This is a genomic window from Shewanella sp. 4t3-1-2LB, from assembly GCF_017368415.1.
Classification (GTDB): Bacteria; Pseudomonadota; Gammaproteobacteria; order Enterobacterales; family Shewanellaceae; genus Shewanella; species Shewanella fodinae.
This window is the reverse complement of record NZ_JAFNJD010000029.1, coordinates 16,870-42,356: the sequence shown is the minus strand read 5'-3', so window position 1 is coordinate 42,356 and position 25,487 is coordinate 16,870. Positions and strand designations below refer to the sequence as shown.

Sequence of the window (25,487 nt, the reverse complement as noted above, 5' to 3'; positions counted from 1 at the left end):
TGCCTCATCTCCACCTGCTGTATGATTAGTGCTGATGCATATGCATGCTGTCTTCGCTTGGTGTTTCAGCCGGTACCAGTTTCATGCCGCATTTAGGGCAGGAGTCGCCTTTGTGGCCAGTGACTTCAGGATGCATCGGACAGTGGTAAACCACGGCATCGACTTTAGCCTTAACCAGTTTCATGCCGCATTTGGGGCAGGAGTCGCCTTTGTGACCGGTGACTTCAGGATGCATCGGGCAATGATAAACTTCTGCAGTATTAGCAGTTGCATGCTGGTGTTGGGTATCAGCAGCGTAGCTGTAACCGGTCAGACCCAAACTCAATAGCACAGCAAAAAATAGGGTAATTACAGATTTCATATGTCACTCCATAAGCGGGCCGCACTGAGCGTTAATATGTCAGTGAGCAACCCAAAAAATTAATTCAGCTTGTGTTTTAGTAGATTTCAGGCACACGTGTGCCGTAGCAGTTACGCAATAGGTGGTTTGAAGCTGGGATTAATATCAACAGAGCGGAAATGAGGCATCGGCGTTGCAACGGCAACTTCAGGCTGTTTGGCTGTCGGCCAGGAAACGGCAGCCAATAGTGTGCCTGCTACAGATATCACCAGACAGTGGCCCCCTTTGCAGAATCCATTGCCGTCACAGCAGTGATGGGTTGCAGCGTTGGGAAGCACTTTTGCAACATTATGCCCATCACAACATTGGGGAGCTGTGGTCTGTTGAGGATGACAATCCATAGATGCGGCCATTTGGTGATGACCGGTTGCCGACATCATCATTGCGGAATCTGCTTTTGCAACAGGGATCATCCAATGGTCGTTAGATAGCAGTCCCTGCCCGACAAATGCGAGCAAGGTCAGTATCAACCCCATATGACGACGAACCAATTGCATAAGATTCCCCAAAATAATGATCGTCTAAATCATACCATGTCAGCATATAGCTACCTTGATGAAATTCACAGTTATTTGAATTTCATCAAGTAACTCAGAACCATGCAACGCCAAGCCTCCTGACTATTAGCGTTGGGCGGATAACAGCTCGGCAATCACGCTGGCTTGTGTCCGTAGCGGCAACTGGTCAGTATGGCCGTTTGCTGTGCCTACGGTTAAGTACGGTTGATGGAGATAAGTCTTAGCTGCACTGGCATCATCAATTACCGGTATGTGTAGTTGAACAGGTTGCTGGTCTTTTATGGCAAGATTTAAATACAAAGGTTCGGACGTTACCCAAGCACCTGAATCATCGGCACTATCAGCAAACAGATCGCGGTAGCGAACCACCAAGACGTGCGTGCCGTTCGATAGCTGTAAATCGGTATGAGCGGCGTTTTGTGGCTGGCCATCAATATCAAGAACTTGTAATGATGCCGGGACAGTGACCTGGGCTGCCAGAGTCTGTGGGATAACGAACAAGTAGCTAGAAAATATAGCAGCGCTAAGTGCTGCGAAAGCAGTTTTTGAGAACATAATGTGACTCCAGATATTTCTGTAAACAACAATCATTTGGTGTAGGCAAATTGCCTAAGGTTTTGCGATTGAATGTTACAGACTATCGGGCGGTGGCGTTTGCACACCGAGAGTCGTGGTCTGGCTGCTCCAACCTTTATGTAAAATGACGTCACTGGATGCAGACATCTTGGTGGTTTGCGGCAGAAGTGTGATAACTGATGCCAAATGACTACAGTGATTCAGACAATTATTCATCTGGTTACAGTGTTCAACACTCATATCACAGTGCTGACAGGCGATGTTACCCGAGCAACAAGAATAAGGTTCGCTCGCGTTAATAGCGTTACTGACTGATTGGGTTGCAACATGCTGTGACATCGGCATAGCTGCCGCGAGTCTAGGCGCAACCGCCTGACTTAACAGCATTACTAGCACGGTAAATGTCAGCAGCAGATTTCGCATGCAATCCTTCAAATTATTTTTTAAGCCCATGCTTAAGATGTTCTAAACTCAAAAAGGTTTCATGTATAAAAAATAAATCTTAAAGGGTGATTGTTTGAGCAAGATCACTGAATAATTTTTCGCTTAAGGTAGGCATGCAGATAATTGGCATAAGCAAAAAAGTAAGCAGTAGCACCTACTTACTAAATTAGCTAAGTTAACATTGTAGAGTTAGAGGTCTGTCGCATTTTAGCTTATTTAGGTCAGATTAATTAAAGAAAGTTGGTTTATAATCCGAACCGGATAAAGAGTCAGCCCAATTATTAAAATAAAGTATTTATTGGAGAAGAGTGATGAATTGGCGTGCACTATTCAAACCCAGCGCAAAGTATTCCATCCTGTCACTGTTGGTCGTCGGTATCGTCGTCGGTGTGATAGGTTACTTTGCAACACAGCAAACATTACATGCAACAAGCTCTGATGCATTCTGTATGACTTGTCACAGCAACCATTCATTAAAAGATGAAGTGCTCGCTTCAGCCCACGGCGGCAATGAACATGGTTTCACTGTACAGTGTCAGGACTGCCATCTGCCACACAGTCCAATCAAGTATCTGATGAAAAAAATCGTGGTATCCAAGGACCTGTATGGTTTCCTGACTATCGACGGTTTCAACACTCAGGCATGGTTGGATGAACATCGTAAAGAACAGGCTGACAAAGCACTGGAATACTTCCGTGCGAATGATTCTGCTAACTGTCAGCACTGTCATACTCGTATTTATCAGAACCAGCCGGAATCCATGAAGAAGATTGCTGTAAGAATGCATACCATGAATTTCCAGAAAGAGCCTGATAAGCGTAAGACTTGTGTGGATTGCCACAAGGGCGTAGCTCACGTCTATCCTAAGGGCTAAGCGATTATTGCTCTTCATTGAAAGCCGGTGCAGCGCACCGGCTTTTTTTTATGTGGCGCCACCAACACTCTGTTATCTGCGATAAACAAGCCATAAAACTTTGTTGAACTCTGTGGTATCGTTGGCGCATTTATCGTTAATCAACAAACTAATTGTTGGATTTATGCACAATATTGCTCAACTCATTGCTCAGGAACTGGATGTTCGCGAGCAGCAGGTCGCAGCGACTATCACGCTGCTGGATGAAGGTGCTACGGTTCCGTTTATTGCCCGTTATCGTAAAGAAGTGACTGGTGGTTTGGATGATACCCAATTGCGAACGCTGTTCAGCCGTTTGGGCTATCTGCGAGAACTGAACGAGCGGCGAGAGGTCATCCTCAAGTCGATTGACGAACAAGGCAAGTTGACCCCCGAATTGGCCAAAGCACTTCATGACGCTGACACCAAGACGCGCCTCGAAGACCTCTACTTACCCTTCAAACCTAAGCGTCGTACCAAAGGCCAGATAGCCATCGAAGCGGGAATTGCACCATTGGCTGAACAGTTGCTGGCAGCGATTGGTGACGCCAGTGTTGAGCCTGAACGCGAGGCAGCCCAATACCTTAACGCTGACACCGGCTTTACTGATGAGAAGTCCGTGTTGGACGGTGCACGTTATATCCTGATGGAACGTTTTGCTGAAGATGCGGATTTGTTAGCTAAAGTACGCCATCATCTGGCAGAACATGCGTTACTGGAAAGCAAAGTGGTCAGTGGTAAAGAGCAGGAAGGTGCCAAATTCCGCGACTATTTCGCCCACGCCGAACCTATCAGCCAAGTTCCATCACATCGGGCGCTGGCGATGCTACGCGGTCGCAATGAAGGCGTGCTGGCGTTGGCGTTAAATGCCGATCCGGGGAGTGAAGCCAAAGAGGGCAGCTATTGCGAGCAGATCATCACTGACCATCTGGGTTGGCAACTGTCTGACACCGCAATTGATCGCTGGCTAAGAACCGTTGTGACCGCAACTTGGCGCATCAAAATTGCGCTGCAGATGGAAACTGAATTCATTGCCCAGATGCGTGAGGCTGCTGAAGCTGAGGCCATCAAGGTATTTGCGCGCAATCTTGGTGATCTGCTGATGGCACCGCCAGCGGGGGCCAAGGCAACGATGGGGCTCGATCCCGGATTGCGTACCGGCGTGAAAGTGGCGGTGGTAAACGATACCGGTAAGCTGGTGGCGCATACCACCATTTTCCCTCATGCACCGCAAAACCAATGGGATAAATCAGTTAGAACGCTGGCAACCCTGGTCAATATGCATCAGGTTGAACTGATTGCCATCGGTAACGGCACCGCTTCCAGAGAAACCGACAAACTGGCCGCAGATGTGATTGCGGCGGTTAAAGAGCAGCAACCAAGACTCACTAAAGTGGTGGTGAGTGAAGCGGGGGCTTCGGTTTATTCTGCGTCTGAGTTAGCGGCCAACGAGTTTCCAGATTTGGATGTCTCGCTACGCGGAGCTGTGTCCATTGCCCGACGATTGCAGGATCCGTTGGCCGAGTTGGTGAAGATTGAGCCTAAGTCCATTGGTGTGGGACAGTATCAGCATGATGTGAGTCAGAGTCAGTTGTCCACATCGCTAGAAGCCGTGGTGGAAGACTGTGTTAACAGTGTCGGCGTGGATGTCAATATGGCCTCGGTGCCACTGCTAAGTCAGGTGGCGGGGCTCAATCGCACGCTGGCAAAAAATATTGTTGATTACCGCGATGAAAATGGCCGTTTTAATGATCGTAAGACCTTATTAAAAGTACCACGGCTCGGGCCGAAGGCGTTTGAACAGGCGGCGGGCTTTCTACGAATTCACGGCGGTGATAATCCATTGGATGAATCTGCGGTGCACCCAGAAGCCTATATGCTGGTGGAAAATATCTCTCGCGCTAAAAATACACCGCTGACTCAGATGATAGGTAACTCCACGCTATTAGCGAGCTTGAACCCTGCCGATTTCATTACCGCGGAATTTGGTTTACCGACAATCACGGATATCCTGAAAGAGCTGGATAAACCCGGGCGTGATCCCCGCGGTGAATTCAAAACCGCACATTTTAAAGATGGGGTGGAAGCGATAACCGATCTGCAGCCCGAAATGGTGCTTGAAGGCGTAGTTACCAACGTGACCAATTTTGGCGCTTTTGTCGATATTGGGGTACATCAGGACGGATTGGTACACATCTCATCGCTTACGGATAAATTTGTCAGCGATCCCCATACCGTGGTGAAAGCTGGCGATGTGGTAAAAGTGAAAGTGCTGGATGTTGATGTTCCGCGCAAACGCATCAGTTTAACGATGCGGCTTGATGAAAAGCCTGAGCAGCCTAAGTCAGTGTCATCGAAACCTGCGACTAAAGCTACGGCTAAACCAGCGGCAGCTAGAACAGACACTAAGCACAGTAAACCACAACCTCATAACAAGCCGCAGGAAAAAACAAAACCGACGAATGCGGCTATGGGAAATGCGTTTGCGGAGGCATTTGCCAAGTTGAAGAAATAAGTAGCTATGATGAATAAACCGGGGATTACCCCGGGTTATTCATGGTTAGCTAGGCTTTTGCGTCAAGGCTTGCGGCGGATGCCGGCGATGTTTGCTGCCGGTAATAGTCACCGATGCGACTGCCGAGATCACGGTAGAAATCATCGGATTGTCCAGGCAGGGGATGTTGTTGCTTATCCTGTTGTTGGGCTGCCTGAGCCGTTGGTGTATTTACCGCGTTACGAATATCTTTTCTATCTAATGCGGGCTTAACCAGCATGGCGGCAAACAAGGATTTGCCTTGCTGTTTCTGTTCTTGAGAGTTTTGTTGCTGTTGCTGCTGGTTAGATTGCTGTTGCCGTTCATGCACTTGTGAGGCTAAACGCGCATTTTGCTGGGCGGTATCGGCCGTACGTTCGTTTTGTGGGTTAAAGGCGCGTTCTTCATGGCCCTTCGCTGGTTGCTGCGGCGGAATAACCGGAGGCCGTTGCTGCCCCTCAACCCTTGCGGCATCAGTCGCCGGGTTGCTGGTGGCAAGTGGAACTTGTGGGTAGTTAGAAACAAGTTGCATGGCAATTCCTTTCGGTTATTGCACAAATTGTAGGCAACTATTGTCCAGAATTAAACCCCTTTATTTGCAGCCAACTACGCAAATTGTATAAAAAATCCTCAGAATGCGAAATGAAAGGGGCATGAGACGCCTTCGGTAGGAGAATATCCTGCGATTGTGGCGTTTGCGGCAACAGGGTCGCTATCTTCCTCGGCACTAAACCGTCAAGTTTCCCCCAAAGTCTTAGCCACGGCAGCGTTATCAGTGATAGATCGCTGCGCAAGTCAACCTGTTGCAGCATGTTTAATCCCTGAGCCAAGGCCAAGGCATCGGGCTGCGGTTTTGATAAAACCAACTCTTTGATATGGCGAATATCATCCCGGGCAGTGGCGCTGCCCATGGCCTGCAGTGCTAGGAATCTTTCTACCGTCCGTTGTAAATCCTGCTGTAATTGCTCAGCAAACTGCTGCATTACCGCTGCAGCGATGCCAGGCCAAGGCGGTGTTGCTTGCGCCATAAAGCGGGGGGAGGATGCAATGGTGACTAAACCGCGTACTTGTTGTGGCCAACGCTGAGCGATACGGGTGGCGACTAGCCCGCCGAGCGACCAACCGAGCCAAATAGCGTTAGTTGGCAGCTGCTCGAACAGCCGCTCTGCCCAGTCATCCAGGGTTCCCGGCTGTGGTTGGCTGTCACCAAAACCCGGCAGATCAACACAGTAGCTTCTATACTGGGGAAGTTGCGCTACTGTAGGCAGAAAAATACTGCCATTGACGCCCCAACCATGCAGCCACACCAGTGGCTGGCCGTCTCCAGAAACGTGATAAAACAAGGAAGATGTCATGATTTACGGCCTGAATACAACACAGTGAATATCTTTGACTCATTAGTGGCAGGATGCCGCGCATTAATCGCCAGTTTACCTAATCGTTGTCTGTTGTGTCATCAACAGCTGTGTCCGCCTGGGTCCGGTATCTGTAAAACTTGTCTGCAAGCCTGTCTTTATCCCTGCCCAGTTTGTCTCGGGTGTGGCCGACCGCTGCAAACGTTACAACGTTATTGCGGCGATTGCTTAACATCGCAGCCCGTACCCGTGGTCGCGCCAGCGAGTTACCACTCGCTGCTGGGGCCTTTAATTCCTAGGATAAAATATCAGGCGCAATTTACTGCATTACCCCCCTTGGTACGGGCTTTGGCAGATAGCGTATCAACGTTGGTTTCCCATAACATTATTGCGTTACCCCAGGTGCTACTACCGGTGCCTTTGCATCCGCAAAGAATACGCGAACGAGGCTTCAATCAAGCGTGGATGATTGCCAATATGCTGGGGCAACAACTACAGCTGCCGGTGGACGATAGTCTATTGCAGCGAGTGGTGGCAACCGTGCCGCAGGCTGGACTGGATGGTCAAGCGCGCCGGCGTAATCTGCGCGGCGCTTTTGTACTGAAAGCGGCACTGCCTTATCAACGTATCGCCTTAATTGATGATGTGGTCACCACCGGCACCACGGTTGACGAAATTGCCAGGACACTAGCGCCCTGGACGCCAGATCTGCAGGTGTGGTGTCTGGCTCGGGCAGAAGCTCCTGGAATGTGATCAAGATGCCAGGATAGTTCAAAGCTCAACGGGAAAAATAAAACCTGAGATTAAAGGGACTACAAAGCCAGCGTTATCAGGAGTATCATTAGCCTAATTCTTACCAATTCACTCAGGTTTATCCTGACGGAGCAGGTTTTTCATGATTAGTATTTCCGAATCAGCACAGGCCCACTTTGTCAAACTGTTGGCTGACCAACCGCAAGGTACCAACATCCGCGTATTTGTTATCAGCCCTGGTACCGCCCAAGCTGAGTGTGGCGTGTCTTACTGCCCACCAGACGCGATTGAAAGCGATGATATTGAACTGGAGTTCAATGGTTTTAAAGCCATGGTGGATGAAAAAAGCGCGCCATTTTTGGAAGATGCGAGTATCGACCTAGTGACCGATCAGCTCGGTTCGCAGCTAACGCTGAAAGCGCCAAATGCTAAGATGCGTAAAGTGGCAGACGATGCGCCACTACGTGATCGGGTGGAATATCTGATCCAATCTGAAATCAATCCACAATTAGCCAGCCATGGTGGTCATATCATGCTGGTGGAGATCACCGATGATGGTATTGCAGTGTTGCAATTCGGCGGCGGTTGTAATGGATGTTCTATGGTCGATGTTACCCTGAAAGATGGTATCGAAACTCAGATGCTGGAACGTTTCTCTGGCGAGTTGACTGGGGTTCAGGATGTGACTGAACATCAACACGGCTCACACTCATACCAGTAAAAGTTGGGTTTCGTGGAGAATGGTGCCTGATGGCACCATTTTTTTGGGTGATGCTAAGTTAGGCTCGCTGTGACATGGCTTTTACCGCGAGTAAAGTGATTGCGGTTAAGCCAATAGTGGCCGCCCAGTGTCAGGCTGCGTGCTAACATAAAACAGCTGAGCGCCGCCCATAATCCATGATTGCCGAATGGCTGTAATAACCACCATACTGGCAAAAAACAGCCCAGCGTAGCCACCAGCATACTGTTGCGCATCACCGCCCCATTGGCGGCACCTATGTAGACACCGTCAAACAGATAGCAGCCGAACGCCAACAAGGGCATTAGGGCTAACCAGGGCAGATAGTTGTCTGCCGTTTCTCGCACGCTGCTGATATCTGTTAGTAGCCCTATCAACGGTTGCCCTGCCGCAAAAAACAGCACACAAAAACCGCATGCTGCCAGTAGCGACCAACTAAATGCCAGTGTTACTGCAGCTTTCACTGCTTGGTCTTGCCCTTTACCACAGGCTTGGCCTACTTCTGCTTCAGCATAATAGGCAATGCCATCTAACGCGTAGGCGATCAGTAACAGCAGATTCAGTAATACCGCATTGGCGGCAACTGTTTGGTCACTGATGCCAGCGCCTTTGAATGTCATAAAAGCAAAGGTGCCTTGCAAACATAAGCTGCGGATAAAGATATCGCGGTTGAGCTTTAACAATTGCATGAAGCCTTGCAGGTGCAACTGTTCTAATAAGGTGTTGAGTTTGACTACTGGCATCAGTCGGAACTCTTTTAGTACCACATAAAGAGCCACCGCACAGGCAATGATATCCGCCGCGACTGATGCCAGCGCCGCACCAGCGACGCCGAGATCTAGGCCAAGAACCAGCCACAGATCCAAAAAAATATTGGCAATATTGGCGATAATCAGCTGCCACATGGCGGCTCTTGGTCGTTGTCGCCCCAGTAGCCAACCCAACAACACCAAGTTGAGCAGTGCAAAGGGTGCAGACCAGATGCGGATCAAAAAGTAACTTTTGGCCTGGGTTACCACTTCAGTGCTAGCGTTGTTCAGATAATCCGCCACTGCCCAAATCGGGTTTTGCAGTAACAACAGCACAATACCTAAGCTAAGTGCCAGTAAACCAGATTGCAGTAGCAGCAGTTGTTGTTTGCTGCTGTCAGCTGCCCCGAAGGCCTGCGCTGTCAATCCGGTGGTTGCCATGCGCAGAAATCCCAACAACCAGAACAGCAATGTTATAATAGTGGACCCAAGTGCCACACCGCCGAGAAACCAGGCATTGCTTAGGTGACCAATGACGGCGGTATCCACCAGCCCCAACAAGGGAACGGTGATATTGGACAGGATCATGGGTAGTGCCAACGCCCACAAGCGTTGGTTTTTTTGCCGGTCAAACGGGCTGAAGCTCATAACTCTCCGGAGGTTGGTAATGTTGTGTGGTTTACGTGTGTTATTCACTCTGGCATTGCTGCTGACAACACAGTGCAGTTGGGCGGCAATTATTTTACAGTACCACCATGTCTCTGAAACTACACCTAAAGTGACCAGTGTAACGCCGGCACAATTCAAGCAGCAGATGCAATATCTCGCAGACAATGACTTTCGTGTTGTGCCGTTAGCTGATGTCGTGCAAGCAATAAAAAGCAAGCAGGAACTACCGGCAAAAACGGTCGCCATTACCTTTGATGACGGCTACCGCAGCATTTTTGAAACAGCACGTCCTATCCTCAAGTCGTTTGGTTTCCCCTACACGCTATTTGTATCTGTTACGCCAACGGCCAAAGGTTACAGTGAAATGATGAGTTGGCAGCAGCTACGGCAGCTAGCCGACGATGGTGTAACGATTGCCAATCACAGTTATGGGCATGAACATCTGATCCGTAAACTGGCAGGTGAAACGGAAGCGCAATGGTTGGCGCGGGTGAAGCAGAACCTGCTGGACACCGAAGCCGAGTTACTCGCCAAAACCGGACAGGATGTGAAAATGCTGGCATATCCGTATGGTGAATATAACGCTGCACTACAGCAGTTATTGTCAGAATTGGGGTATGTTGGCTTTGGTCAACAATCTGGTGCCGCTGGTCCCTATTCATCGCTAACGGCATTACCTCGGTTCCCGGTCGCGGGCGTATACGCCAATATGGCGTCACTGCAGGTCAAACTGCAAGCACGCAATATGCCGGTGATCAGCAGTTTCCCCACTGATCCAGAACTCCGTGATGGCCGTTGGCGGCCGACATTACAGGTGACGTTGGATATGCAGGATATTAACCCGGCGCAGCTGCTTTGTTACTTACCGGGTCAGGACGCGGTAAAGCCCGAATGGACCAGTAATGACAGCTTCCAGATCCAGGCGGATAAGCCGCTGCCAGCGGGGCGCTCTCGTTACAACTGCACCGTCCCGAGCAAGCATGGCAGTGGTTTTTATTGGTTTTCTCAGGCGTGGGTGCGTCCAGATGATCGAGGACAATGGCTGGTTGAATAATGGCGTGTCTGATTAGCCATGCAGAGAGTAATCAGAGTAAGTTGCCGCAATTATCGGAAAAGCGTCATAAAACCGAGATAGTATCGAGGCTTAGTACTTGCTCCGTGCCATGAGTTTTAGGCATCATATGCGGATCATAATATTCCGCTAATAAATGGCCTTTAAGCTTATCAGTGGAAGCGCAGATACCCGCAATGAGGGTCAGGAGCAACTTTTTGATTTCAGTAGTAATACCGGCCAAAGATGAAGCAGGCAATATTGGGCCGCTGATGGATGAAATTTGTCAGTCACTGCAGGGCTTGACTGAATTTGAGATCCTGGTGGTGGATGATGGCAGCAGTGACGGCACTGCTCAGGAAGTGATTGACACCGCCAATAAAAATGGTTGTCTTGCCAAGGCAATTGTTCATCGCCATAGCACCGGTCAGAGCACTGCAGTTTGCACCGGTGTGCGTCATGCGTCCGGTAAGTACATTGTTACTCTGGATGCAGACGGGCAAAACGATCCGGCTGATATTCCCGCAATGTTAAAGTTAACAGAACGTATTACTGCTGAGCATTTCTGTATTGCCGGTTATCGCAAAAATCGTAAAGACACCGCTTGGAAGCGTTTTCAATCGCGCTTTGCCAATAAAGTCCGCGATGCCATGCTGCATGATGGCGTCCCAGACACTGGCTGCGGCTTGAAGCTGTTCCCTCGTGAGACCTTTTTACGGCTACCTTATTTCAACCATATGCATCGCTATATCCCGGCGTTAGTGCGACGTTTGGGCGGTGAGGTATTCATTTCGGTGGTGAATCACCGAGATCGTGGTGTCGGCGTGTCTAAATATACGGCATGGAACCGGATGTGGGTCGGCATTGTTGACATCCTTGGCGTCATGTGGCTGATCCGTCGTGCCAAAATTGCGGAGATAGAACGCGTTGACACCAACCAGTCATAATGGTCTCAAACGCTTGGCAAAAGCCGGCGTTGTCGTACTTATCTTGTTGTTGCTGACTTGGGCCGTAAAAGAAGGCTGGTTTGAGCACCTCACTGACAGTAATTGGGTTGCTCGCTTTGTAAAATCTCATGGCCTTTATGGCTGGGGATTATTGTTGGTCGCCGGTGGCTTATTTACTGCGGTGGGTGGGCCTCGGCAGGTGATTGCCTTTGTATTTGGCTTCGCTATCGGTGGCTGGCAAGGCGCATTGTACTCAACATTAGCCGCATTAGTGGGTTGTGTTATGAGTTTTTATGTGGCGCGCCTGACTTTTCGCACGAGTTTGCAAAAACGCTTTGGGCGTAAACTGCTGAAGTTTGAAGCGTTGGTTATCCGCAATACTTGGCTTAAAGTTCTGATGATCCGATTATTGCCGGTGGGTAGTAACCTGTTAACCAATCTGTTTGCTGGCGCCACCCATGTCCCCGCACGCGGTTTTTTGCTGGGAAGTGCCATAGGTTATCTGCCGCAGATGTTGATATTTGCTTATGCCGGAGCCGGACTTGGTCTGTCTGATCATGTGCAATTGATCATCAGTATCGCACTGTTTTTGATTTCCAGCATTATCGGCGCTTACCTGTATCGCAGTCGCTTGCAGCGGCAGGTGGACGAACTGATTTCCGAAGATGAAGAGACCGCGCAATGAATTTCCTGTTAAAACCGTTTGATTCGGATGATTATCGCCGAGTGTTCTGGGCATTGTTCTGGCTGACACTGGTGGTGATGTTGTTGGGCATTGGTTTCCGCTCTCCCTGGCCTGCAGATGAACCAAGATTTGTGGAAGCCGCGCGTGAGATGGTCTCCAACGGGCAGTGGCTGTTCCCTAGCCGTGGCGGTGAATTCTATCCTGATAAACCACCAGTGTTCATGTGGGCGATTGCGCTGTGCTATCTACTCCTTGGCAATCTCAAACTGGCATTTCTACTACCCAATGCATTGTGTGGCTTATTAACCGTGATGTTGGTGTTTGATCTCGGGGCCAGACTGTGGAATGTGCGTACCGGTCGCAACGCCGCCTTATTGCTGATGTTGGTGCCGCAATTTCTGGTGCAAACTAAAAATGCCCAAATAGATGCGATGGTGATGTGCTGGATCACGGTCGGTTGTTATGGGTTAGTTCGCCATTTTATGGTGGGGCCAAACTGGCGCTGGTATTTTGTCTCTTGGGCATTTATGGGGCTCGGTGTCATTACCAAAGGCGTGGGTTTTCTACCGCTGTTGATGTTGATACCGCTGGCTGTTTACGCTTGGCGTCAGAAGCTGTATTTGCCGAGCTGGAAATGGAAGGCCGCACTTGGGCCATTAGTGATGCTGGCGGTCATCGCCGCTTGGCTAGTGCCTATGGTATTGACGGTGTTACACAATGGCTCTCCAGAGTACACCGCCTATATGAATAATATTCTGTTCAAGCAAACTGGTCACCGTTATGCCAATGCTTGGCATCACATCAAACCGTGGTACTTCTTTATTGTTAGCGTTATCCCTTGGTTGTGGTTCCCGTTGCCCTTTTTGGCAATTGCACACTGGAAAACATTTGTCTCACGCCTAAAGTCAGATCCGCAAATTGCTATTCTGTTGCTGTGGGTCGCGTTGGTGATAGTGTTTTTCAGTATCAGCCCTGGTAAGCGTAATCTGTATATTCTACCGGCCTTACCTATGGCGTCGTTGGCGATAGCTGCTGCGTTACAGGGGGTTGGTCAGCGGCGTTGGTTTGAATGGTTAGTGACTGGTCTGATGTGGCTGGTCACCGTAGTGACTTTAGTACTTGGTGGCTTGGCGGTAGCAGAATCACCATGGTTACTGGACAAGCTTGCCGACTACACCGACAACCTCGCGCGGTTCGGATACTTTCTGCTGAGCATGGGGTTGCTGTTTGCTCTGGTATTACTGGTAACTCGTCGCTCATTTTCATTGATACGAGCTGGCGTAATGACCTTTATTGGATGGGTGCTGTATGCCAGTTGGGGCTACCTGTTACTGGATTCCGTAAGAACGCCCAAAGCGGTATTGCAGCATACCGCCGAGGTGATTGGGACGGATGCCCAACTTGGGCTTATCCATTTCAAGGAACAATTTATTCTGTTTTCGCCGCTGGATATCACCCATTTCAGCTATCTGGCTCCGGTTGCAGAGCAGGAGCGTAATGCTTGGCGGTGGATGCAGCAGGGGACTCAGCACTACCTGTTGGTACCTGGTGGTGATAAGTTGCAATGCTTTGATATGAGCAAAGGTCGCAACATGGGAACCGCTCACCGAGAAGATTGGTATCTGTTAGGACCTGATGCTATGAATGCGAGTTGTCCTGAGCCGGAACAGGTAGAGGTTTATCATACCGAGCGTCCGGGACAATGGATGCGTGAATAGTGAAATGCACATAATAAAAAACGCAGCATAAGCTGCGTTTTTTATTGCCAGTATGGAATAGGGCAGGAGGTTAGTGAACGGCTTGCAGTTTGGGAAGTGAGTCAGTCGTTTCTGTGCTAGCGTTGGTCTCCAGTACAAAACCCATGGCGCGCGCACTTTTCGCCACCAATTGCAACCGACGTTTGTCTTTATGATCTAACTGTTCGACCCAACTGATCACGGCACTAGAGGTGCCACTAGTCAGTGCTTTCTCCATTGCCCACAACGCTTCAACTTCATCGCGGGCGCGTACTTGCAACACTCTGTCCATTCTCACGCCGGCACGAGCTAGCAACGCTTTGTAACCTATGTTGTTTTCTGGATTAATCAATACAATCCAGCGGCCTTGTTGGCTCAGTTGGGCCAATTGTGCACTCAACTGCTGTAGTTCCTGTCGTCCCAAAGTGCGCGTTGCTAGATTGGATATGCCAGTACGTTGCCACGGGGTACTTGTTGCATATACGGTTTCCTGCCATAGCCCTGGATGGCTGGGAGCATTACCCATCAGTATACTCATAGCCAATCTCCATTACGGATGACACCTACGGCCAGACCTTCAATGGTCAATGGCTGTTGTGTAAGATCCACTCTGATCGGCTGATAATCGTCATTTTCAGGGTGTAAAAGTACAATATTACCTTTCTTTTCAAAGCGTTTTACTGTGACATCGTCTTCGACTCTGGCCACCACCACTTGGCCATTACGGGCATCTTGTACTTTGTGTACTGCCAGCAAATCGCCTTCTAGAATGCCAATGTTCTTCATACTGTCACCCCGAACGCGTAGCAGAAAATCTGCACTGGGATGAAACATAGCCGGATCTACCTGATAGTACTGCTCGACATGTTCTTGCGCGAGAATGGGCTCGCCTGCAGCCACTTGGCCGATCAACGGTAATCCCAGTTCTTCTGTATTGTCTTCGTCCATTGGCAAACGAATACCGCGTGATGTGCCCGGCATAATTTCAATGCAGCCTTTTTTGGCTAACGCCTTCAGATGTTCTTCGGCGGCGTTTGCACTTTTGAAGCCAAGCCGACTAGCAATTTCAGCACGGGTTGGTGGCATGCCAGTTTCGGCAATATTGTTCTTAATCAGCTCCAGGATTTGCGCCTGTCGTGGTGTCAGCGGTCTCATGTCGATTCCTGTTTTTCCATACAGTAACTGTTAGTATATACAGTATTTTGGGTAGCGCAAGTATTAACCAGTTATCAGACTGTTGGCTAAGGGTTGGTTTATTCTGGTATTCTACAACGCTATTGACTGAGGTTTAGATTCTATACAAACGATGTCCAAACAAGACTCTCTCTGGCGTACATCTCTGCGTTGGTTGCAGCGGCAACTGGTGCACTCAGTGGTTGTACCGCAGGATCCATTCACTGATCTGAATCTGGATCCATCAAAGCCCATGGCTTATGTGATGAAAACGGAATCGCAAAGCGATATTGCCGCACTGGCGGACGTTACCGATAAGCTGGGCTTGCCTAGTCCTTACGAACCCATGCAAGTGGCTGACGTGCAACTACCTCGAGTTGTGTGTCTGGAAGGTGCCAAACCACTGCTGGGGGCCCGTAAAGATGATATGCCATTTCTCAACAGCTTCACGCTGCTGCTGAATTTACACCAGGCTGATACTTCGCTGGACATTCAGTTGGTCCCCGTAAGTTTGTACTGGGGGCGAACACCCGGTAAAGAAGATGATTCTATGCGCGCCGCCGTTTTTGAGCGGGAGAGTCCGACCTGGTTACGCAAATTTCTGATGATTCTGTTTTTGGGGCGCGACAACTTTGTGCAGTTTTCCAATGCGGTGTCCCTACGTTGGATGGCCGACCAGCATGGTACTGACAAAGCGATAGCACATAAGTTGTCACGGGTGGCGAGAGTTCATTTCAGTCGTCAGCGAAAAGTGATGACAGGGCCGGTTCTCCCTAATCGGCAGGCATTATTTGCGGATCTATTACAGTCAGCCCATCTGACCGAAGCGATTCAGGAAGAAGCCAGCAGTAAGAAAATTCCAGAGGCGGAAGCCCGCGCGCAAGCGGAGGCCTATCTAGAAGAGATCGCGGCCGACTACTCAGATGGTCTGATCCGCATTTCCAAGCGGTTACTGACACTGCTGTGGCACAAGCTGTATCGTGGTATCTCGATTCGCGGTGCTGAGCATGTGCGGCAGTTGCATCATGATGGTCATGAAATCGTTTATGTGCCGTGCCATCGTAGCCATATGGACTATTTGTTGCTGTCCTATCTATTGTATTTCGAAGGCATGGTGCCACCGCACATCGCCGCGGGTATCAATCTTAATTTTTGGCCAGCAGGGCCATTGTTCCGCCGTGGTGGCGCGTTTTTTATTCGTCGCAGCTTTAATGGTAATAAATTGTATACCGCGGTGTTTAAGGAATATCTCGATCAGCTGTTCGCCAAAGGTTATTCCGTGGAGTATTTCACCGAAGGTGGTCGTTCTCGCACTGGCCGGCTGCTGTCGCCCAAGACCGGTATGTTAGCGATGACAGTGAACTCGGTGCTGCGGGGGATTGACCGGCCAGTAACCTTGGTGCCGGTATATCTGGGGTATGACCATGTGATGGAAGTGGCGACCTATCTTAAGGAACTCAGTGGCCGTAAAAAACAGAAAGAATCGGTATGGCAAGTGCTCGGCGCGGTGCGCAAGCTGGGGAACTTTGGCCGGGTCTATGTGAATTTTGGTGAGCCAATTAATCTACAGAACTTCCTCTCTACATATGCGCCCGGTTGGCGTGAAAGCGTGACACAGGATCTAGAGCAGAAACCCGTCTGGCTAACTCCCGCAGTAAACAATCTGGCGACCAGCGTCATGACTCATATTAACGATGCGGCAGCGGCTACCGCTGTGTCATTGATCAGTCTGGTGCTGTTGTCGACCAAACAACACGCATTGGAACGGCAGCAATTGGAAAAACAGCTGGATTTTTATCTGGATCTGTTACATCAAGTGCCGTACACAAATTTTGCTTCTGTGGCCGAGGGTGACGGTCGCGAGCTATTGCGGCAGGGGATAGAACTCAACAAGTTTTGTCTGGATAACGACGGCTTGGGCGATATTGTTTCCATTGATGAAAAAGTCGCTATTACCATGACCTACTACCGCAACAATGTGCTGCATCTGTTTGCCGTGCCCGCATTACTGGCGAGCTGCTTGTTGAATCTGGAACACTGCAATCGTGAACAACTCTCAACCGTGGTGGCAAAGTTCTATGCGCTGCTGCAGGCAGAGCTGTTTATGGGGCAAAGAACATTGACGGCTTATATAGAACAGATGCTGCAACGGTTTGAACATGCGGGTTATATCTCGCCAGAATTAGTGGTTAGCCAGAGCGGCGTGAATGCCTTAGGGCTGCTGGCGGAAACCATGAGTGAAACTTTGCAGCGTTATGCCATTATTTTTAACCTGTTATCAGCACGTCCAGACATTGAGCGCGGCGATCTGGAAAGTGAAAGTCATTTGCTGGCCAGTCGTTTGGGCGCTTTGCACGGTATTACCGCGCCTGAATTTTACGATAAAAAATTATATGCCATTCTCAGTATCCGTTTGAAGGAACTGGGGTATTTGTGCGGTTCTGACAATCAATCGGCTATTCATCAGATGCGAGATTACAGCAATCTGCTGCTGCGGCCGGAGATCCGTCAAACCATAGAAGATAGTATCCAGAGCAGACAGGAGTCTTGATGAACACAAAGGATGTCAGCGGCAAAGCTCCCTCGTTGCTCGGTGGGGCAATGATCATCGCCGGTACGACTGTTGGTGCCGGTATGTTCTCGCTGCCGGTTGTCAGCGCGGGTATGTGGTTTGGCTATTCGGTGCTGATGCTGTTGGTGGTGTGGTTCTGCATGTTGATGTCGGGACTGTTGTTGCTGGAAACTAACCTGCATTTCGAACCGGGGGCCAGTTTCGATACGCTGACGCGAAAAACCCTCGGGCAGTTTTGGCGGGTAGTCAACGGTGCCTCAATCGCTTTTGTGCTCTATATCCTCACGTATGCCTATATCAGTGGTGGTGGCTCCATCGTCAATCATTATCTGGCGGGGGCCGATGTCAGCTTACCGCAAAGTGCTGCCGCGCTGTTGTTTGCATTGGTACTGGCCGTCATTGTTTTTATCAGTACCAAAGCGGTAGACCGGGTTACGTCGATTATGATTGGTGGCATGGTGATCAGCTTCTTGCTGGCCATCGGTCACCTGTTTAGCGGCGTGGACAGCGTAAAATTGTGGCAACCTGATGGACCGCAACAGTTTACCCCTTACATCTGGGCCGCCATTCCATTCGGTCTTGCCAGTTTTGGTTATCATGGCAATGTCCCATCGTTGGTCAAATACTATGGGCATCGCCCAGCATTGATTGTCAAAGCATTGTTTATTGGTACTTTTGTCGCTTTGGTTATCTATCTCGGCTGGTTGGTTGCAACCATGGGCAACCTGTCACGCAGCAATTTCAGTGAGATCATTGCGCAGGGGGGCAATATGGGGGTGCTGGTGGAAGCGTTGGGGAAAACCATGCCTTCCAGTTTATTGGACTCCCTGCTAACACTGTTTGCCAACCTAGCAGTCGCTTCCTCTTTTCTAGGGGTTACCTTGGGGTTGTTTGACTATGTCGCGGATCTATTTGGTTTTGATGATAGCCATAATGGCCGAATCAAAACCGCGGCCGTCACTTTCTTGCCGCCTGCCATTATGGGGGTGTTGTTTCCCAACGGTTTTTTGGTGGCGATTGGTTTTGCTGCATTGGCTGCAACGATCTGGGCGGTGATTGTGCCAGCACTGATGGCCTATCGTTCGCGGCAGATGTTTGCTGAGGCAAAACGCTTCCAAGTGCCTGGCGGCACGCCGCTGATAGCACTGGTGATAGCGTTTGGTGTCCTCACCGCCGTGTGCCATCTATTGGCTCTGGCCGATATTTTGCCGCAATTTCGGGGATAATTTGAGCGGTTGTTTGCCGTGACAGTCAGAGCCACTGCAAGCTGCTTGACTTTACTTCTAAAGTCAGTAATTTATGGTGCCACTGCTGAGGCAGTCATATCTTCTGCGGGTGTAGTTCAATGGTAGAACGGCAGCTTCCCAAGCTGCATACGAGGGTTCGATTCCCTTCACCCGCTCCATACATCTTATTAAAATCAACACGTTATCATAGGATGAAATTCAGATTTAGTCATTTTTTAGTCATAAGCTAGTCATTGGTCTGCTTTTAAAACACCTCTAAAGGTATAGGTGTCCTCTCAAATTTGTTCCAATTTCTTATCTATCGAGAGTATTCATCCCGCAGCGCTATCAATATGCCCGTGTCGAAGCATTAAATTGTTATCATCAGGTAAAGTTAATTTCTGTGATGTTGCTTTATGACGTTAAGTGATTAGTGGAATTTTAAGATTAGGGGATATATGGAATTTACAGGAACCTTTAAAAGGAAGTTTGAAGCCCTTCTTGAAGAGTTTGGTAGAACGCATCTGTTGTGGTGTGAAGACCACAAAGCCTATTTTGAGGAGACTAGGCAAGACGGCTTAATTTTTTCGACAATAGATGCACCAGAGGACATGAGGGAAGATATTGCTACTAGACGTAAAAACGATGAACCGCATGTACCTCAGCTCTATGGGACGAAGTTAACCGAGAGCTTAATTGCTGGCTTATCTGAGATACTTCATAAAACGAATGATATTAAGTGTCTTGATTGGGAATTGAACACAATAGTTAAGGATTGTGCTTACGAGCTTATAAATACTCATTTTCTCGACAAGAGCACCGAGGGGGAGGATTACTTCAAAAAGCTTTCGGTTATTTTCGAAAAGAGGCTACATGTCTTTAAAACAGGTTTTAAGCGATTTCGTTTTCAGTTCCCTGTAAAAGCCTTTCAGGGGGCTAGAGAGATGAGACTCACTAAAAACATTCAGATGATATCTATCGACCCAAACGAGTTAGTTAATCAAGAGCTAGAGAGTTACAAAAGGACAAGGTTATTTGGGTGTAATTTTTACATTGAGGTTACTGTTCCCTGCAAATGCAGTCTTGAGCTTTCAAAGACATTAGCTAAGAGGTCTATGCTAGCTATGTGCAACTCCCTAAAGCTATTGTCTGCAGGTTTGTTTGGCGGTGGTGTACCGATAATTTCGTCCATAGATACTGGATTTCATATGTTCGATTTTTATAGGTTTGGTGAGGTTGGTGGTCAACTTGATAGTTCTAGGACAACGACCTTCCTTGACCGTAAAATTGAGGAGTTTTGGGACGAACTGGCAAAAAGTAAAGATGACCCCAATCTAGTGTTTCACGTTGTCCTGAATATTCCTGAATTGCTACTTATCCCTAACTTTAAGGAGGCCAATGTCTTAGAGTTGATTGAACGTTCATTGATTTGGTTTGGAGATTCTGTTTCTGAAAGCAATGAACTGCAACGAATCCAGAAAATTGTTACCTCTATAGAGACATTAGTAAATTTCAAAGAACATGACACTACAGAGACATTTAAGTCTCGTGTAAAGGACTTGAATCTGGCACAACCTAGCATAGATGGGGATGTATATGCCTATTCAGGCCTGTTGTATGGCGCTCGTTCTGATATTGTGCATGGTGAGCCATTCAAAAATACTTTGAATTTTGACTATGTAAGGTTGTGTTCTGGAACCTTGATAAATGCCATCTGTTACTTCAGTTTATTTGGTCTAACGGCTACTGGCTTTAAGAACAAACTTCCAGCGTTTATTGATGATATTAAAAACCGAATACCATAAGTGCCTTGAAAGGAAGCTTGAGTATTTAGCGCGTTACCCATTCGTTGTGAGTCGAAATTTGAGAATTTTAAAATCCCACCGAAAAAGCATGTGATGGTATCGAAAAACATTAGCTTAATGACTCCAGTGTTGTTCGTTCAAAAGTAGTATCAATAATCACTAAAGTAGATTTTACGATACCAGTTACTGATGATGCAGTGTTAAATGATCCTAAATGGGGTGAAGGGTTTATATAGAAAGGGGCTTTTTGTAGCGTGAGTACTTCGAAACAGACTTTAGAAACCCAAGTTCTGGCAGTTGGAAGCCGAGTGATTCTCGTTACTTGCTCCAATTCAATTCGTTTTTTCCGTTAACGCTATTCATCAATCCGTCACGTGCACTGTTGCTATCTTCTGCTTTAATAAAAGCTCAGCGGCGAGAATCAGGACGGCAACGATGAAAATCACAAAGTATCAACATGGGCAACCTTGCTGGAGTGAGTTGGCCAGCAGTAATAGCGAGCAGGCGAAGCATTTTTACCAGCAGTTATTTGGCTGGGATTATCTGGATATGCCGCTGCCGGAAGGATGTTACTCCATGAGTCGCTTGCATGGTGATGATATCGGCGCCATTTATCCGTTAGCACCGCAACAACAGCATATGCCCAGTCACTGGACCTGCTATTTTGCTGTTGATGATGTGGATGCAACCATCAACGCTGTGCAAATGGCTGGTGGTCAGTTACTGATAGGGCCTCATGATGTTGCTGATGCTGGCCGTATGGCTCTGTTTGCTGATCCAGAGGGCGTCAGCTTCGCAGTCTGGCAGGCCGGGGCTCATCCGGGCGCGAAGCGCTTTGATGAGGTTAACAGTTTATGCTGGGTTGAGTTGGCTTGCTGTAGTGCCAAAACGGCACGGGATTTTTATCCTCAGATCTTTGGTTGGCAGGTTAGGATCAGCAGTAATCCAGACTTTGACTATACCGAATGGCAATTGGGCGATGCTAGTCTTGGTGGCATGATGCAGATGGATGAACAATGGGGCGATACCCCACCCCACTGGATGCTGTATTTTGCGGTGGAGGACTGTGATGCGACGGCGGCACAGGCGGTAGCGCTGGGAGGCGACGTTTGTGTGCCTCCCACTGACATTCCCGAAGTAGGGCGTTTTGCCGTACTTAAAGATTGCACTGGTGCGGTATTTTCTGTAATCCGCTTGTCGCCAGTGCTTTAAGGCCGGTCAATACGGAATTTGCGGCCACAATTACCGGGACGCACCGTTGCCGCTTGTTGCAATAGCTGGGGCAACGTTGCGCCATCAGCAATGGTCGCTGGCAATGACAGGCGAATTTCGGTGAGCATATCCTTATCGCATTTTAATGTCAGTTTATGTTCACTACCTTCGCCAAATGCCCGTTTCCAAGCATGCAGAAAATCCTGCTTTTTCACTGTACCGCCCAAATGCGCATTGATGAAACTCACTATCGGTGCCGCATCATTAACCTGTCCGGCCAGGCGAATTGCCAACTGGTAGTAGTTGTCTGGCTGCGTGTCGCGACAACTACCATGTTTCCACCATTCGTGTCGCTCCAGACAACTACCAAACGCATAGCTTGGCATCAGTTGTTTCAGCGCGGTGGATGTCTGTTCGGTTAACTGCAGCGCCGGATAATCACAAAAATTACGGGGTTGCTGTTTCACATCGCCACAGTAGCCATAATTGCTGCCACAGCTGCTTTTGTTAGGCCACAGGCCGTGCAGGGTAAAGTGTCCTGCGGCATAACTTTTACGATCTAGGGTTTTGCATTCTGGTTTATTGCTACCACGTAACTCGCAAAAAGCGCTTTGCCAAGAGAGTGCCAGCACTTGGCCGTCAAAACTCTGTTGCAAGTCGCAGCTACCGTTTGTTGCTATAGCTTCGGGGGCCGGGGTTGTCAGATGACCGCATTCTGCGGCTATCCAGCGCAGTGGTGCCTGTGGTTCCGTCGTAGTCACTCGGAACCAGTGGGGGTTGGGAGTCCCCAGCACCTCTTTAACCACAAACGCCTGTCCTGGGGTGCTGCGCAGGTTACCCGGATTGGTGTGTTTATTTTTGGATTGATATAACGGACAGGAACGGTCGGCCACAAATGTCCCGTCATCGACAGGGGCCGCCAGACTGCTGTGGCTGAAAGTAAACAGCAGGATAATTCCCAATATTGTTTTAACCATGCCGCCCAGATTAAAACGATATTCAGTGCTTGGCATTCGTGAAATCCTGATTTCAAGTAACTGATAAAGCCAATTAATATTTTGATTTGCCTTAAATTTATAACTCCGTAAACAGCGGGCACTGATTTTACGGTAACGGTATTTCGGTGGTTCTGATAGCGGGCGCAATCTTGGTCTTGCGGCGTTACTGAAAGCAGTCGCTGCAGATTGCGCTGTAGTTACGGCATCACTCCTCTTCGGCTGTAAAAGGTTGATACTGAATGGCATTGATATACCACTCTTTGAGCCCAGACGGTGTCTGAACTCTTACCTCGTCATCCACCTGTTTGCCAATTAACGCTCGAGCCATTGGCGAATCAATGGTGATGTAACCTTTCTTGGTATCAATCTCGTCTTTACCTACAATGCGGTATCTGACTACAGTTCCTTCATCGTTTTCCAGCTCTACCCAGGCACCGAAATATACCTTTCCTTCCTGCTTCGGGGAGTAGTCCACAATACTCAGTTCATCAAGACGTTTGGCCAAGTACCGCACCCGGCGATCAATCTGCCGTAATAAACGCTTGTTATAGGTGTAATCAGCATTTTCAGAACGATCGCCTTGCGCGGCAGCTTCTTGAACTTTCAGGGTAATTTCTGGACGATATTGCTTCCAGAGGTATTTCAGTTCCCGGTCAAGAGCTTCCCATCCCTTACGGGTGATAAGAGGTGCATTGTTCATTGAGGTAACTTTTTGTGCTCCCGCTAATTCATTGTCGCGATGATGGTATTTTCTGGACTGAAGCCAGCATAAAAATAATCGCCCAACTGCAGTTCAATGCCGGTAAGTGTATCGTTAGTCACCGACGCGTACACCTTCTCACCATTACCAATATCCAGCGTGATTTCACTTTTGTCGTCATTGCGCTTGATATCCAGTAGCTGTCCTTGCAGACAATTGCCATGAGTCACGGCGTGTTTATGGATCAACACCGCTGGGGCTTTTACAAGTAACAACACTTTTTTACCTGGTTGCAATCCCAGACGATCAGTGCTGGCATGGGTGATAGCGGCCTGCACTTGCTGACCATTGGTCAGTTGCACCAGCACATTATCGCTGAGTGTATCACCTTGTAAGGCGACTATCTCTCCGGTTAACTGATTGCGAGCACTGGTTTTTAATGAGAAATGTGCCATCAGCTCCAACAGATTATCCATGGGTACCGCCTCATCCAGTAAGGCTTCCAGCGCCATATCTTGCATCTGTTCCATCAGTTCATACACTTTCAGCAACCGATGGCCAAAAGGCGTGAGCTGCGCACCGCCGCCGCCTTTGCCGCCTTTTTCACTCGTCACCAGTGCGGCATCGGCTTGCTGGTTCATATCGTTGACGGCATCCCAGGCGGCCTTATAGCTAATTCCCGCTTCGCGAGCGCCTTGACTGATGGAGCCGCTATCCCGGATTTGTAATAACAGCTTGATACGCCGCGGATTCGCAAACAGCTTTTGTTGATCATTCAGTGTCAGCAGGGCTTTAAGATTCATCGCAGTGATTACCAGCCAAATGTTAGCGGTATTTTCGTTCAAAGCTGACTGAAAAACCACCTCGGATCACGAAACTTGTGGAATGAGTTGTTTAACGTTATGTAGTGATGTATATAACGATATACGTTTTACGCAGTATCCTAACTTCGGCTTCATAAAAAAAGGGAAAATGATGAAATCACTGATGCGTGTGTTGCTGGCCTCGGCGTTGGGGCTGGTATTGAGCTTTGGTGTCAGTGCCAAAGAAAAAGTGACAGTGTTTGCGGCTGCCTCATTAACTAATGCTCTGACAGATATTGGTCAGAACTTCGATAAAGAACACGGTACTGAAACTGTGTTTTCGTTTGCTTCATCCTCGACGTTGGCGCGGCAGATTGCCCAAGGTGCGCCAGCGGAGTTGTTCCTGTCTGCAAACCAAAAATGGATGGATTATCTGGTTGAAAACAAGGCGGTAGACAGCAACAGTCGCGTCACTTTGTTACATAATGCGCTGGTGCTGATTGCGCCTAAGAGTAGCACAGCCAAGGACGTTAGCATTTCTGCCTCTTGGGACGTGAAAGCGGCAGTTGCCGATAGCCGTATAGCGGTAGGGGATCCAGATCACGTACCTGCGGGCCGTTATGCTAAAGAATCGTTGGAAAATTTGGGACTGTGGGCGCAAGCAGAGCCATTGTTAGCCCGGGCTAACAATGTCCGTGCCGCGTTAGCACTGGTAGAACGTGGTGAAGCGCAATTGGGTATTGTGTATGCCACCGATGCGTTGGTTTCTAATGAGGTCAAAACGCTGGCTGTCTTCCCAGAAACCAGTCATAAGCCGATTGCTTATCCGTTGGCACTGGTCAACAGCAAACCGTCAGCAGCGGCCAAGGCGTTCTATGATTATCTGCAAACAGACGCAGCTAAAGCCGTGTTTGTTAAATATGGTTTTATTATCAAGTAAAAGGCATTGA

General features: G+C 48.8%; 25 protein-coding genes and 1 tRNA gene. 14 read left to right on the top strand and 12 right to left on the bottom strand.

Annotated features, from left to right (window positions below):
- Nucleotides 1–25: 25 nt before the first annotated feature.
- The 4 genes from J3L11_RS11840 to J3L11_RS11825 all read right to left on the bottom strand — a co-directional run bounded on the left by J3L11_RS11840 (nucleotide 26) and on the right by J3L11_RS11825 (nucleotide 1,917).
- Nucleotides 26–361 (bottom strand): heavy metal-binding domain-containing protein, encoded by a 336-nt coding sequence (locus J3L11_RS11840; RefSeq protein WP_133038969.1) that lies wholly within the window; start codon nucleotides 359–361, stop codon nucleotides 26–28.
- A gap of 110 nt (nucleotides 362–471) precedes the next feature.
- Nucleotides 472–897 carry a hypothetical protein gene (locus J3L11_RS11835; RefSeq protein WP_133038968.1) on the bottom strand — a complete coding sequence of 142 codons (426 nt, stop codon included), beginning with the start codon at nucleotides 895–897 and terminating at the stop codon, nucleotides 472–474.
- A 126-nt stretch (nucleotides 898–1,023) separates the two neighbouring features.
- Complete coding sequence (locus J3L11_RS11830; RefSeq protein WP_165900111.1) at nucleotides 1,024–1,473, bottom strand: DUF2057 family protein; 450 nt, start codon at nucleotides 1,471–1,473, stop codon at nucleotides 1,024–1,026.
- Nucleotides 1,474–1,548: 75 nt separating this feature from the next.
- The gene (locus J3L11_RS11825; RefSeq protein WP_133038966.1) at nucleotides 1,549–1,917 is read right to left on the bottom strand and encodes a hypothetical protein; all 369 of its coding nucleotides are present in this window, start codon (nucleotides 1,915–1,917) and stop codon (nucleotides 1,549–1,551) included.
- A 332-nt stretch (nucleotides 1,918–2,249) separates the two neighbouring features.
- On the opposite strand from J3L11_RS11825, the gene J3L11_RS11820 reads away from it, so the two are divergent.
- The gene (locus J3L11_RS11820; RefSeq protein WP_207571113.1) at nucleotides 2,250–2,813 is read left to right on the top strand and encodes a NapC/NirT family cytochrome c; all 564 of its coding nucleotides are present in this window, start codon (nucleotides 2,250–2,252) and stop codon (nucleotides 2,811–2,813) included.
- Nucleotides 2,814–2,976: 163 nt separating this feature from the next.
- Nucleotides 2,977–5,346: a Tex family protein gene (locus J3L11_RS11815; RefSeq protein ID WP_207571112.1), complete on the top strand. Its 2,370-nt coding sequence runs from the start codon at nucleotides 2,977–2,979 to the stop codon at nucleotides 5,344–5,346.
- 49 nt (nucleotides 5,347–5,395) lie between these two features.
- Here J3L11_RS11815 and J3L11_RS11810 read toward each other — a convergent pair whose 3' ends face one another.
- Together J3L11_RS11810 and bioH are read right to left on the bottom strand one after the other, a co-directional pair.
- The gene (locus J3L11_RS11810; protein ID WP_133038963.1) at nucleotides 5,396–5,896 is read right to left on the bottom strand and encodes a hypothetical protein; all 501 of its coding nucleotides are present in this window, start codon (nucleotides 5,894–5,896) and stop codon (nucleotides 5,396–5,398) included.
- Nucleotides 5,897–5,933: 37 nt separating this feature from the next.
- On the bottom strand, nucleotides 5,934–6,719 hold the full coding sequence (bioH, locus tag J3L11_RS11805; RefSeq protein ID WP_207571111.1) for a pimeloyl-ACP methyl ester esterase BioH: 786 nt from the start codon (nucleotides 6,717–6,719) through the stop codon (nucleotides 5,934–5,936).
- A gap of 24 nt (nucleotides 6,720–6,743) precedes the next feature.
- Between bioH and J3L11_RS11800 the strand changes: the two genes are divergently transcribed.
- Nucleotides 6,744–7,472, top strand: a complete 729-nt coding sequence (locus J3L11_RS11800) for a ComF family protein (protein ID WP_207571110.1) — start codon at nucleotides 6,744–6,746, stop codon at nucleotides 7,470–7,472.
- Between the two features lie 142 nt (nucleotides 7,473–7,614).
- Nucleotides 7,615–8,193 carry a Fe-S biogenesis protein NfuA gene (gene nfuA, locus J3L11_RS11795; protein ID WP_207571109.1) on the top strand — a complete coding sequence of 193 codons (579 nt, stop codon included), beginning with the start codon at nucleotides 7,615–7,617 and terminating at the stop codon, nucleotides 8,191–8,193.
- A gap of 53 nt (nucleotides 8,194–8,246) precedes the next feature.
- On the opposite strand, the gene J3L11_RS11790 is transcribed toward nfuA, so the two are convergent.
- On the bottom strand, nucleotides 8,247–9,608 hold the full coding sequence (locus J3L11_RS11790) for an MATE family efflux transporter (protein WP_207571108.1): 1,362 nt from the start codon (nucleotides 9,606–9,608) through the stop codon (nucleotides 8,247–8,249).
- Between the two features lie 19 nt (nucleotides 9,609–9,627).
- On the opposite strand from J3L11_RS11790, the gene J3L11_RS11785 reads away from it, so the two are divergent.
- The 4 genes from J3L11_RS11785 (at nucleotide 9,628) to J3L11_RS11770 (ending at nucleotide 14,030) form a co-directional block, all read left to right on the top strand.
- A complete protein-coding gene (locus J3L11_RS11785) occupies nucleotides 9,628–10,683 on the top strand; it encodes a polysaccharide deacetylase family protein (RefSeq protein WP_207571107.1) in 1,056 nt (351 codons plus the stop codon).
- A gap of 215 nt (nucleotides 10,684–10,898) precedes the next feature.
- Nucleotides 10,899–11,627 (top strand): glycosyltransferase family 2 protein, encoded by a 729-nt coding sequence (locus J3L11_RS11780; RefSeq protein ID WP_207571106.1) that lies wholly within the window; start codon nucleotides 10,899–10,901, stop codon nucleotides 11,625–11,627.
- Nucleotides 11,608–12,312, top strand: coding sequence for a VTT domain-containing protein (locus tag J3L11_RS11775; protein ID WP_207571105.1), 705 nt, complete (start codon nucleotides 11,608–11,610; stop codon nucleotides 12,310–12,312). The genes J3L11_RS11780 and J3L11_RS11775 overlap by 20 nt, the downstream gene beginning before the upstream one ends.
- Entirely contained in the window at nucleotides 12,309–14,030 is a 1,722-nt protein-coding gene (locus J3L11_RS11770) for a glycosyltransferase family 39 protein (RefSeq protein WP_133038956.1), read from the top strand. The genes J3L11_RS11775 and J3L11_RS11770 overlap by 4 nt, the downstream gene beginning before the upstream one ends.
- Before the next feature lie 70 nt (nucleotides 14,031–14,100).
- Here J3L11_RS11770 and J3L11_RS11765 read toward each other — a convergent pair whose 3' ends face one another.
- Together J3L11_RS11765 and lexA are read right to left on the bottom strand one after the other, a co-directional pair.
- Nucleotides 14,101–14,586, bottom strand: a complete 486-nt coding sequence (locus J3L11_RS11765) for a SulA-like leucine-rich domain-containing protein (protein ID WP_133038955.1) — start codon at nucleotides 14,584–14,586, stop codon at nucleotides 14,101–14,103.
- A complete protein-coding gene (lexA, locus tag J3L11_RS11760) occupies nucleotides 14,583–15,203 on the bottom strand; it encodes a transcriptional repressor LexA (protein WP_133038954.1) in 621 nt (206 codons plus the stop codon). The genes J3L11_RS11765 and lexA overlap by 4 nt, the downstream gene beginning before the upstream one ends.
- Nucleotides 15,204–15,354: 151 nt before the next feature.
- On the opposite strand from lexA, the gene plsB reads away from it, so the two are divergent.
- The 5 genes from plsB to J3L11_RS11735 all read left to right on the top strand — a co-directional run bounded on the left by plsB (nucleotide 15,355) and on the right by J3L11_RS11735 (nucleotide 22,036).
- Nucleotides 15,355–17,772, top strand: coding sequence for a glycerol-3-phosphate 1-O-acyltransferase PlsB (gene plsB, locus J3L11_RS11755; RefSeq protein WP_207571104.1), 2,418 nt, complete (start codon nucleotides 15,355–15,357; stop codon nucleotides 17,770–17,772).
- A complete protein-coding gene (mtr, locus tag J3L11_RS11750) occupies nucleotides 17,772–19,019 on the top strand; it encodes a tryptophan permease (protein ID WP_207571103.1) in 1,248 nt (415 codons plus the stop codon). Before plsB ends, mtr begins: the two co-directional genes overlap by 1 nt.
- 105 nt (nucleotides 19,020–19,124) lie before the next feature.
- Nucleotides 19,125–19,198, top strand: a tRNA-Gly gene (locus J3L11_RS11745).
- A gap of 279 nt (nucleotides 19,199–19,477) precedes the next feature.
- Nucleotides 19,478–20,824, top strand: a complete 1,347-nt coding sequence (locus J3L11_RS11740; protein ID WP_207571102.1) for a HEPN domain-containing protein — start codon at nucleotides 19,478–19,480, stop codon at nucleotides 20,822–20,824.
- Between the two features lie 435 nt (nucleotides 20,825–21,259).
- Nucleotides 21,260–22,036 carry a VOC family protein gene (locus tag J3L11_RS11735; RefSeq protein WP_207571101.1) on the top strand — a complete coding sequence of 259 codons (777 nt, stop codon included), beginning with the start codon at nucleotides 21,260–21,262 and terminating at the stop codon, nucleotides 22,034–22,036.
- Here J3L11_RS11735 and J3L11_RS11730 read toward each other — a convergent pair.
- From J3L11_RS11730 to J3L11_RS11720, 3 genes are all read right to left on the bottom strand, one after another.
- Nucleotides 22,033–23,049, bottom strand: a complete 1,017-nt coding sequence (locus tag J3L11_RS11730) for a ribonuclease T (RefSeq protein ID WP_207571100.1) — start codon at nucleotides 23,047–23,049, stop codon at nucleotides 22,033–22,035. The genes J3L11_RS11735 and J3L11_RS11730 overlap by 4 nt on opposite strands.
- Before the next feature lie 190 nt (nucleotides 23,050–23,239).
- Complete coding sequence (gene greB, locus J3L11_RS11725; RefSeq protein ID WP_133038949.1) at nucleotides 23,240–23,734, bottom strand: transcription elongation factor GreB; 495 nt, start codon at nucleotides 23,732–23,734, stop codon at nucleotides 23,240–23,242.
- A gap of 23 nt (nucleotides 23,735–23,757) precedes the next feature.
- Nucleotides 23,758–24,537 (bottom strand): TOBE domain-containing protein, encoded by a 780-nt coding sequence (locus J3L11_RS11720; protein WP_207571099.1) that lies wholly within the window; start codon nucleotides 24,535–24,537, stop codon nucleotides 23,758–23,760.
- Between the two features lie 169 nt (nucleotides 24,538–24,706).
- Here J3L11_RS11720 and modA point away from each other — a divergent pair, with 169 nt between their 5' ends.
- Complete coding sequence (gene modA, locus J3L11_RS11715) at nucleotides 24,707–25,477, top strand: molybdate ABC transporter substrate-binding protein (RefSeq protein ID WP_207571098.1); 771 nt, start codon at nucleotides 24,707–24,709, stop codon at nucleotides 25,475–25,477.
- Nucleotides 25,478–25,487 lie beyond the last annotated feature (10 nt).

Bases quoted from the DNA above. Each gene is read 5' to 3' on its own strand.
- J3L11_RS11740 (WP_207571102.1), top strand. From the start codon at position 19,478: ATGGAATTTACAGGAACCTTTAAAAGGAAGTTTGAAGCCCTTCTTGAA.
- J3L11_RS11830 (WP_165900111.1), bottom strand. From the start codon at position 1,473: ATGTTCTCAAAAACTGCTTTCGCAGCACTTAGCGCTGCTATATTTTCT.
- J3L11_RS11735 (WP_207571101.1), top strand. From the start codon at position 21,260: ATGAAAATCACAAAGTATCAACATGGGCAACCTTGCTGGAGTGAGTTG.
- bioH (WP_207571111.1), bottom strand. From the start codon at position 6,719: ATGACATCTTCCTTGTTTTATCACGTTTCTGGAGACGGCCAGCCACTG.
- J3L11_RS11835 (WP_133038968.1), bottom strand. From the start codon at position 897: ATGCAATTGGTTCGTCGTCATATGGGGTTGATACTGACCTTGCTCGCA.
- J3L11_RS11730 (WP_207571100.1), bottom strand. From the start codon at position 23,049: ATGCCAAGCACTGAATATCGTTTTAATCTGGGCGGCATGGTTAAAACA.
- nfuA (WP_207571109.1), top strand. From the start codon at position 7,615: ATGATTAGTATTTCCGAATCAGCACAGGCCCACTTTGTCAAACTGTTG.
- J3L11_RS11810 (WP_133038963.1), bottom strand. From the start codon at position 5,896: ATGCAACTTGTTTCTAACTACCCACAAGTTCCACTTGCCACCAGCAAC.
- J3L11_RS11815 (WP_207571112.1), top strand. From the start codon at position 2,977: ATGCACAATATTGCTCAACTCATTGCTCAGGAACTGGATGTTCGCGAG.
- J3L11_RS11720 (WP_207571099.1), bottom strand. From the start codon at position 24,537: ATGAATCTTAAAGCCCTGCTGACACTGAATGATCAACAAAAGCTGTTT.
- J3L11_RS11840 (WP_133038969.1), bottom strand. From the start codon at position 361: ATGAAATCTGTAATTACCCTATTTTTTGCTGTGCTATTGAGTTTGGGT.
- J3L11_RS11770 (WP_133038956.1), top strand. From the start codon at position 12,309: ATGAATTTCCTGTTAAAACCGTTTGATTCGGATGATTATCGCCGAGTG.
- greB (WP_133038949.1), bottom strand. From the start codon at position 23,734: ATGAACAATGCACCTCTTATCACCCGTAAGGGATGGGAAGCTCTTGAC.
- J3L11_RS11820 (WP_207571113.1), top strand. From the start codon at position 2,250: ATGAATTGGCGTGCACTATTCAAACCCAGCGCAAAGTATTCCATCCTG.
- lexA (WP_133038954.1), bottom strand. From the start codon at position 15,203: ATGAGACCGCTGACACCACGACAGGCGCAAATCCTGGAGCTGATTAAG.
- plsB (WP_207571104.1), top strand. From the start codon at position 15,355: ATGTCCAAACAAGACTCTCTCTGGCGTACATCTCTGCGTTGGTTGCAG.
- J3L11_RS11825 (WP_133038966.1), bottom strand. From the start codon at position 1,917: ATGCGAAATCTGCTGCTGACATTTACCGTGCTAGTAATGCTGTTAAGT.
- J3L11_RS11765 (WP_133038955.1), bottom strand. From the start codon at position 14,586: ATGAGTATACTGATGGGTAATGCTCCCAGCCATCCAGGGCTATGGCAG.
- mtr (WP_207571103.1), top strand. From the start codon at position 17,772: ATGAACACAAAGGATGTCAGCGGCAAAGCTCCCTCGTTGCTCGGTGGG.
- J3L11_RS11790 (WP_207571108.1), bottom strand. From the start codon at position 9,608: ATGAGCTTCAGCCCGTTTGACCGGCAAAAAAACCAACGCTTGTGGGCG.
- modA (WP_207571098.1), top strand. From the start codon at position 24,707: ATGATGAAATCACTGATGCGTGTGTTGCTGGCCTCGGCGTTGGGGCTG.
- J3L11_RS11785 (WP_207571107.1), top strand. From the start codon at position 9,628: ATGTTGTGTGGTTTACGTGTGTTATTCACTCTGGCATTGCTGCTGACA.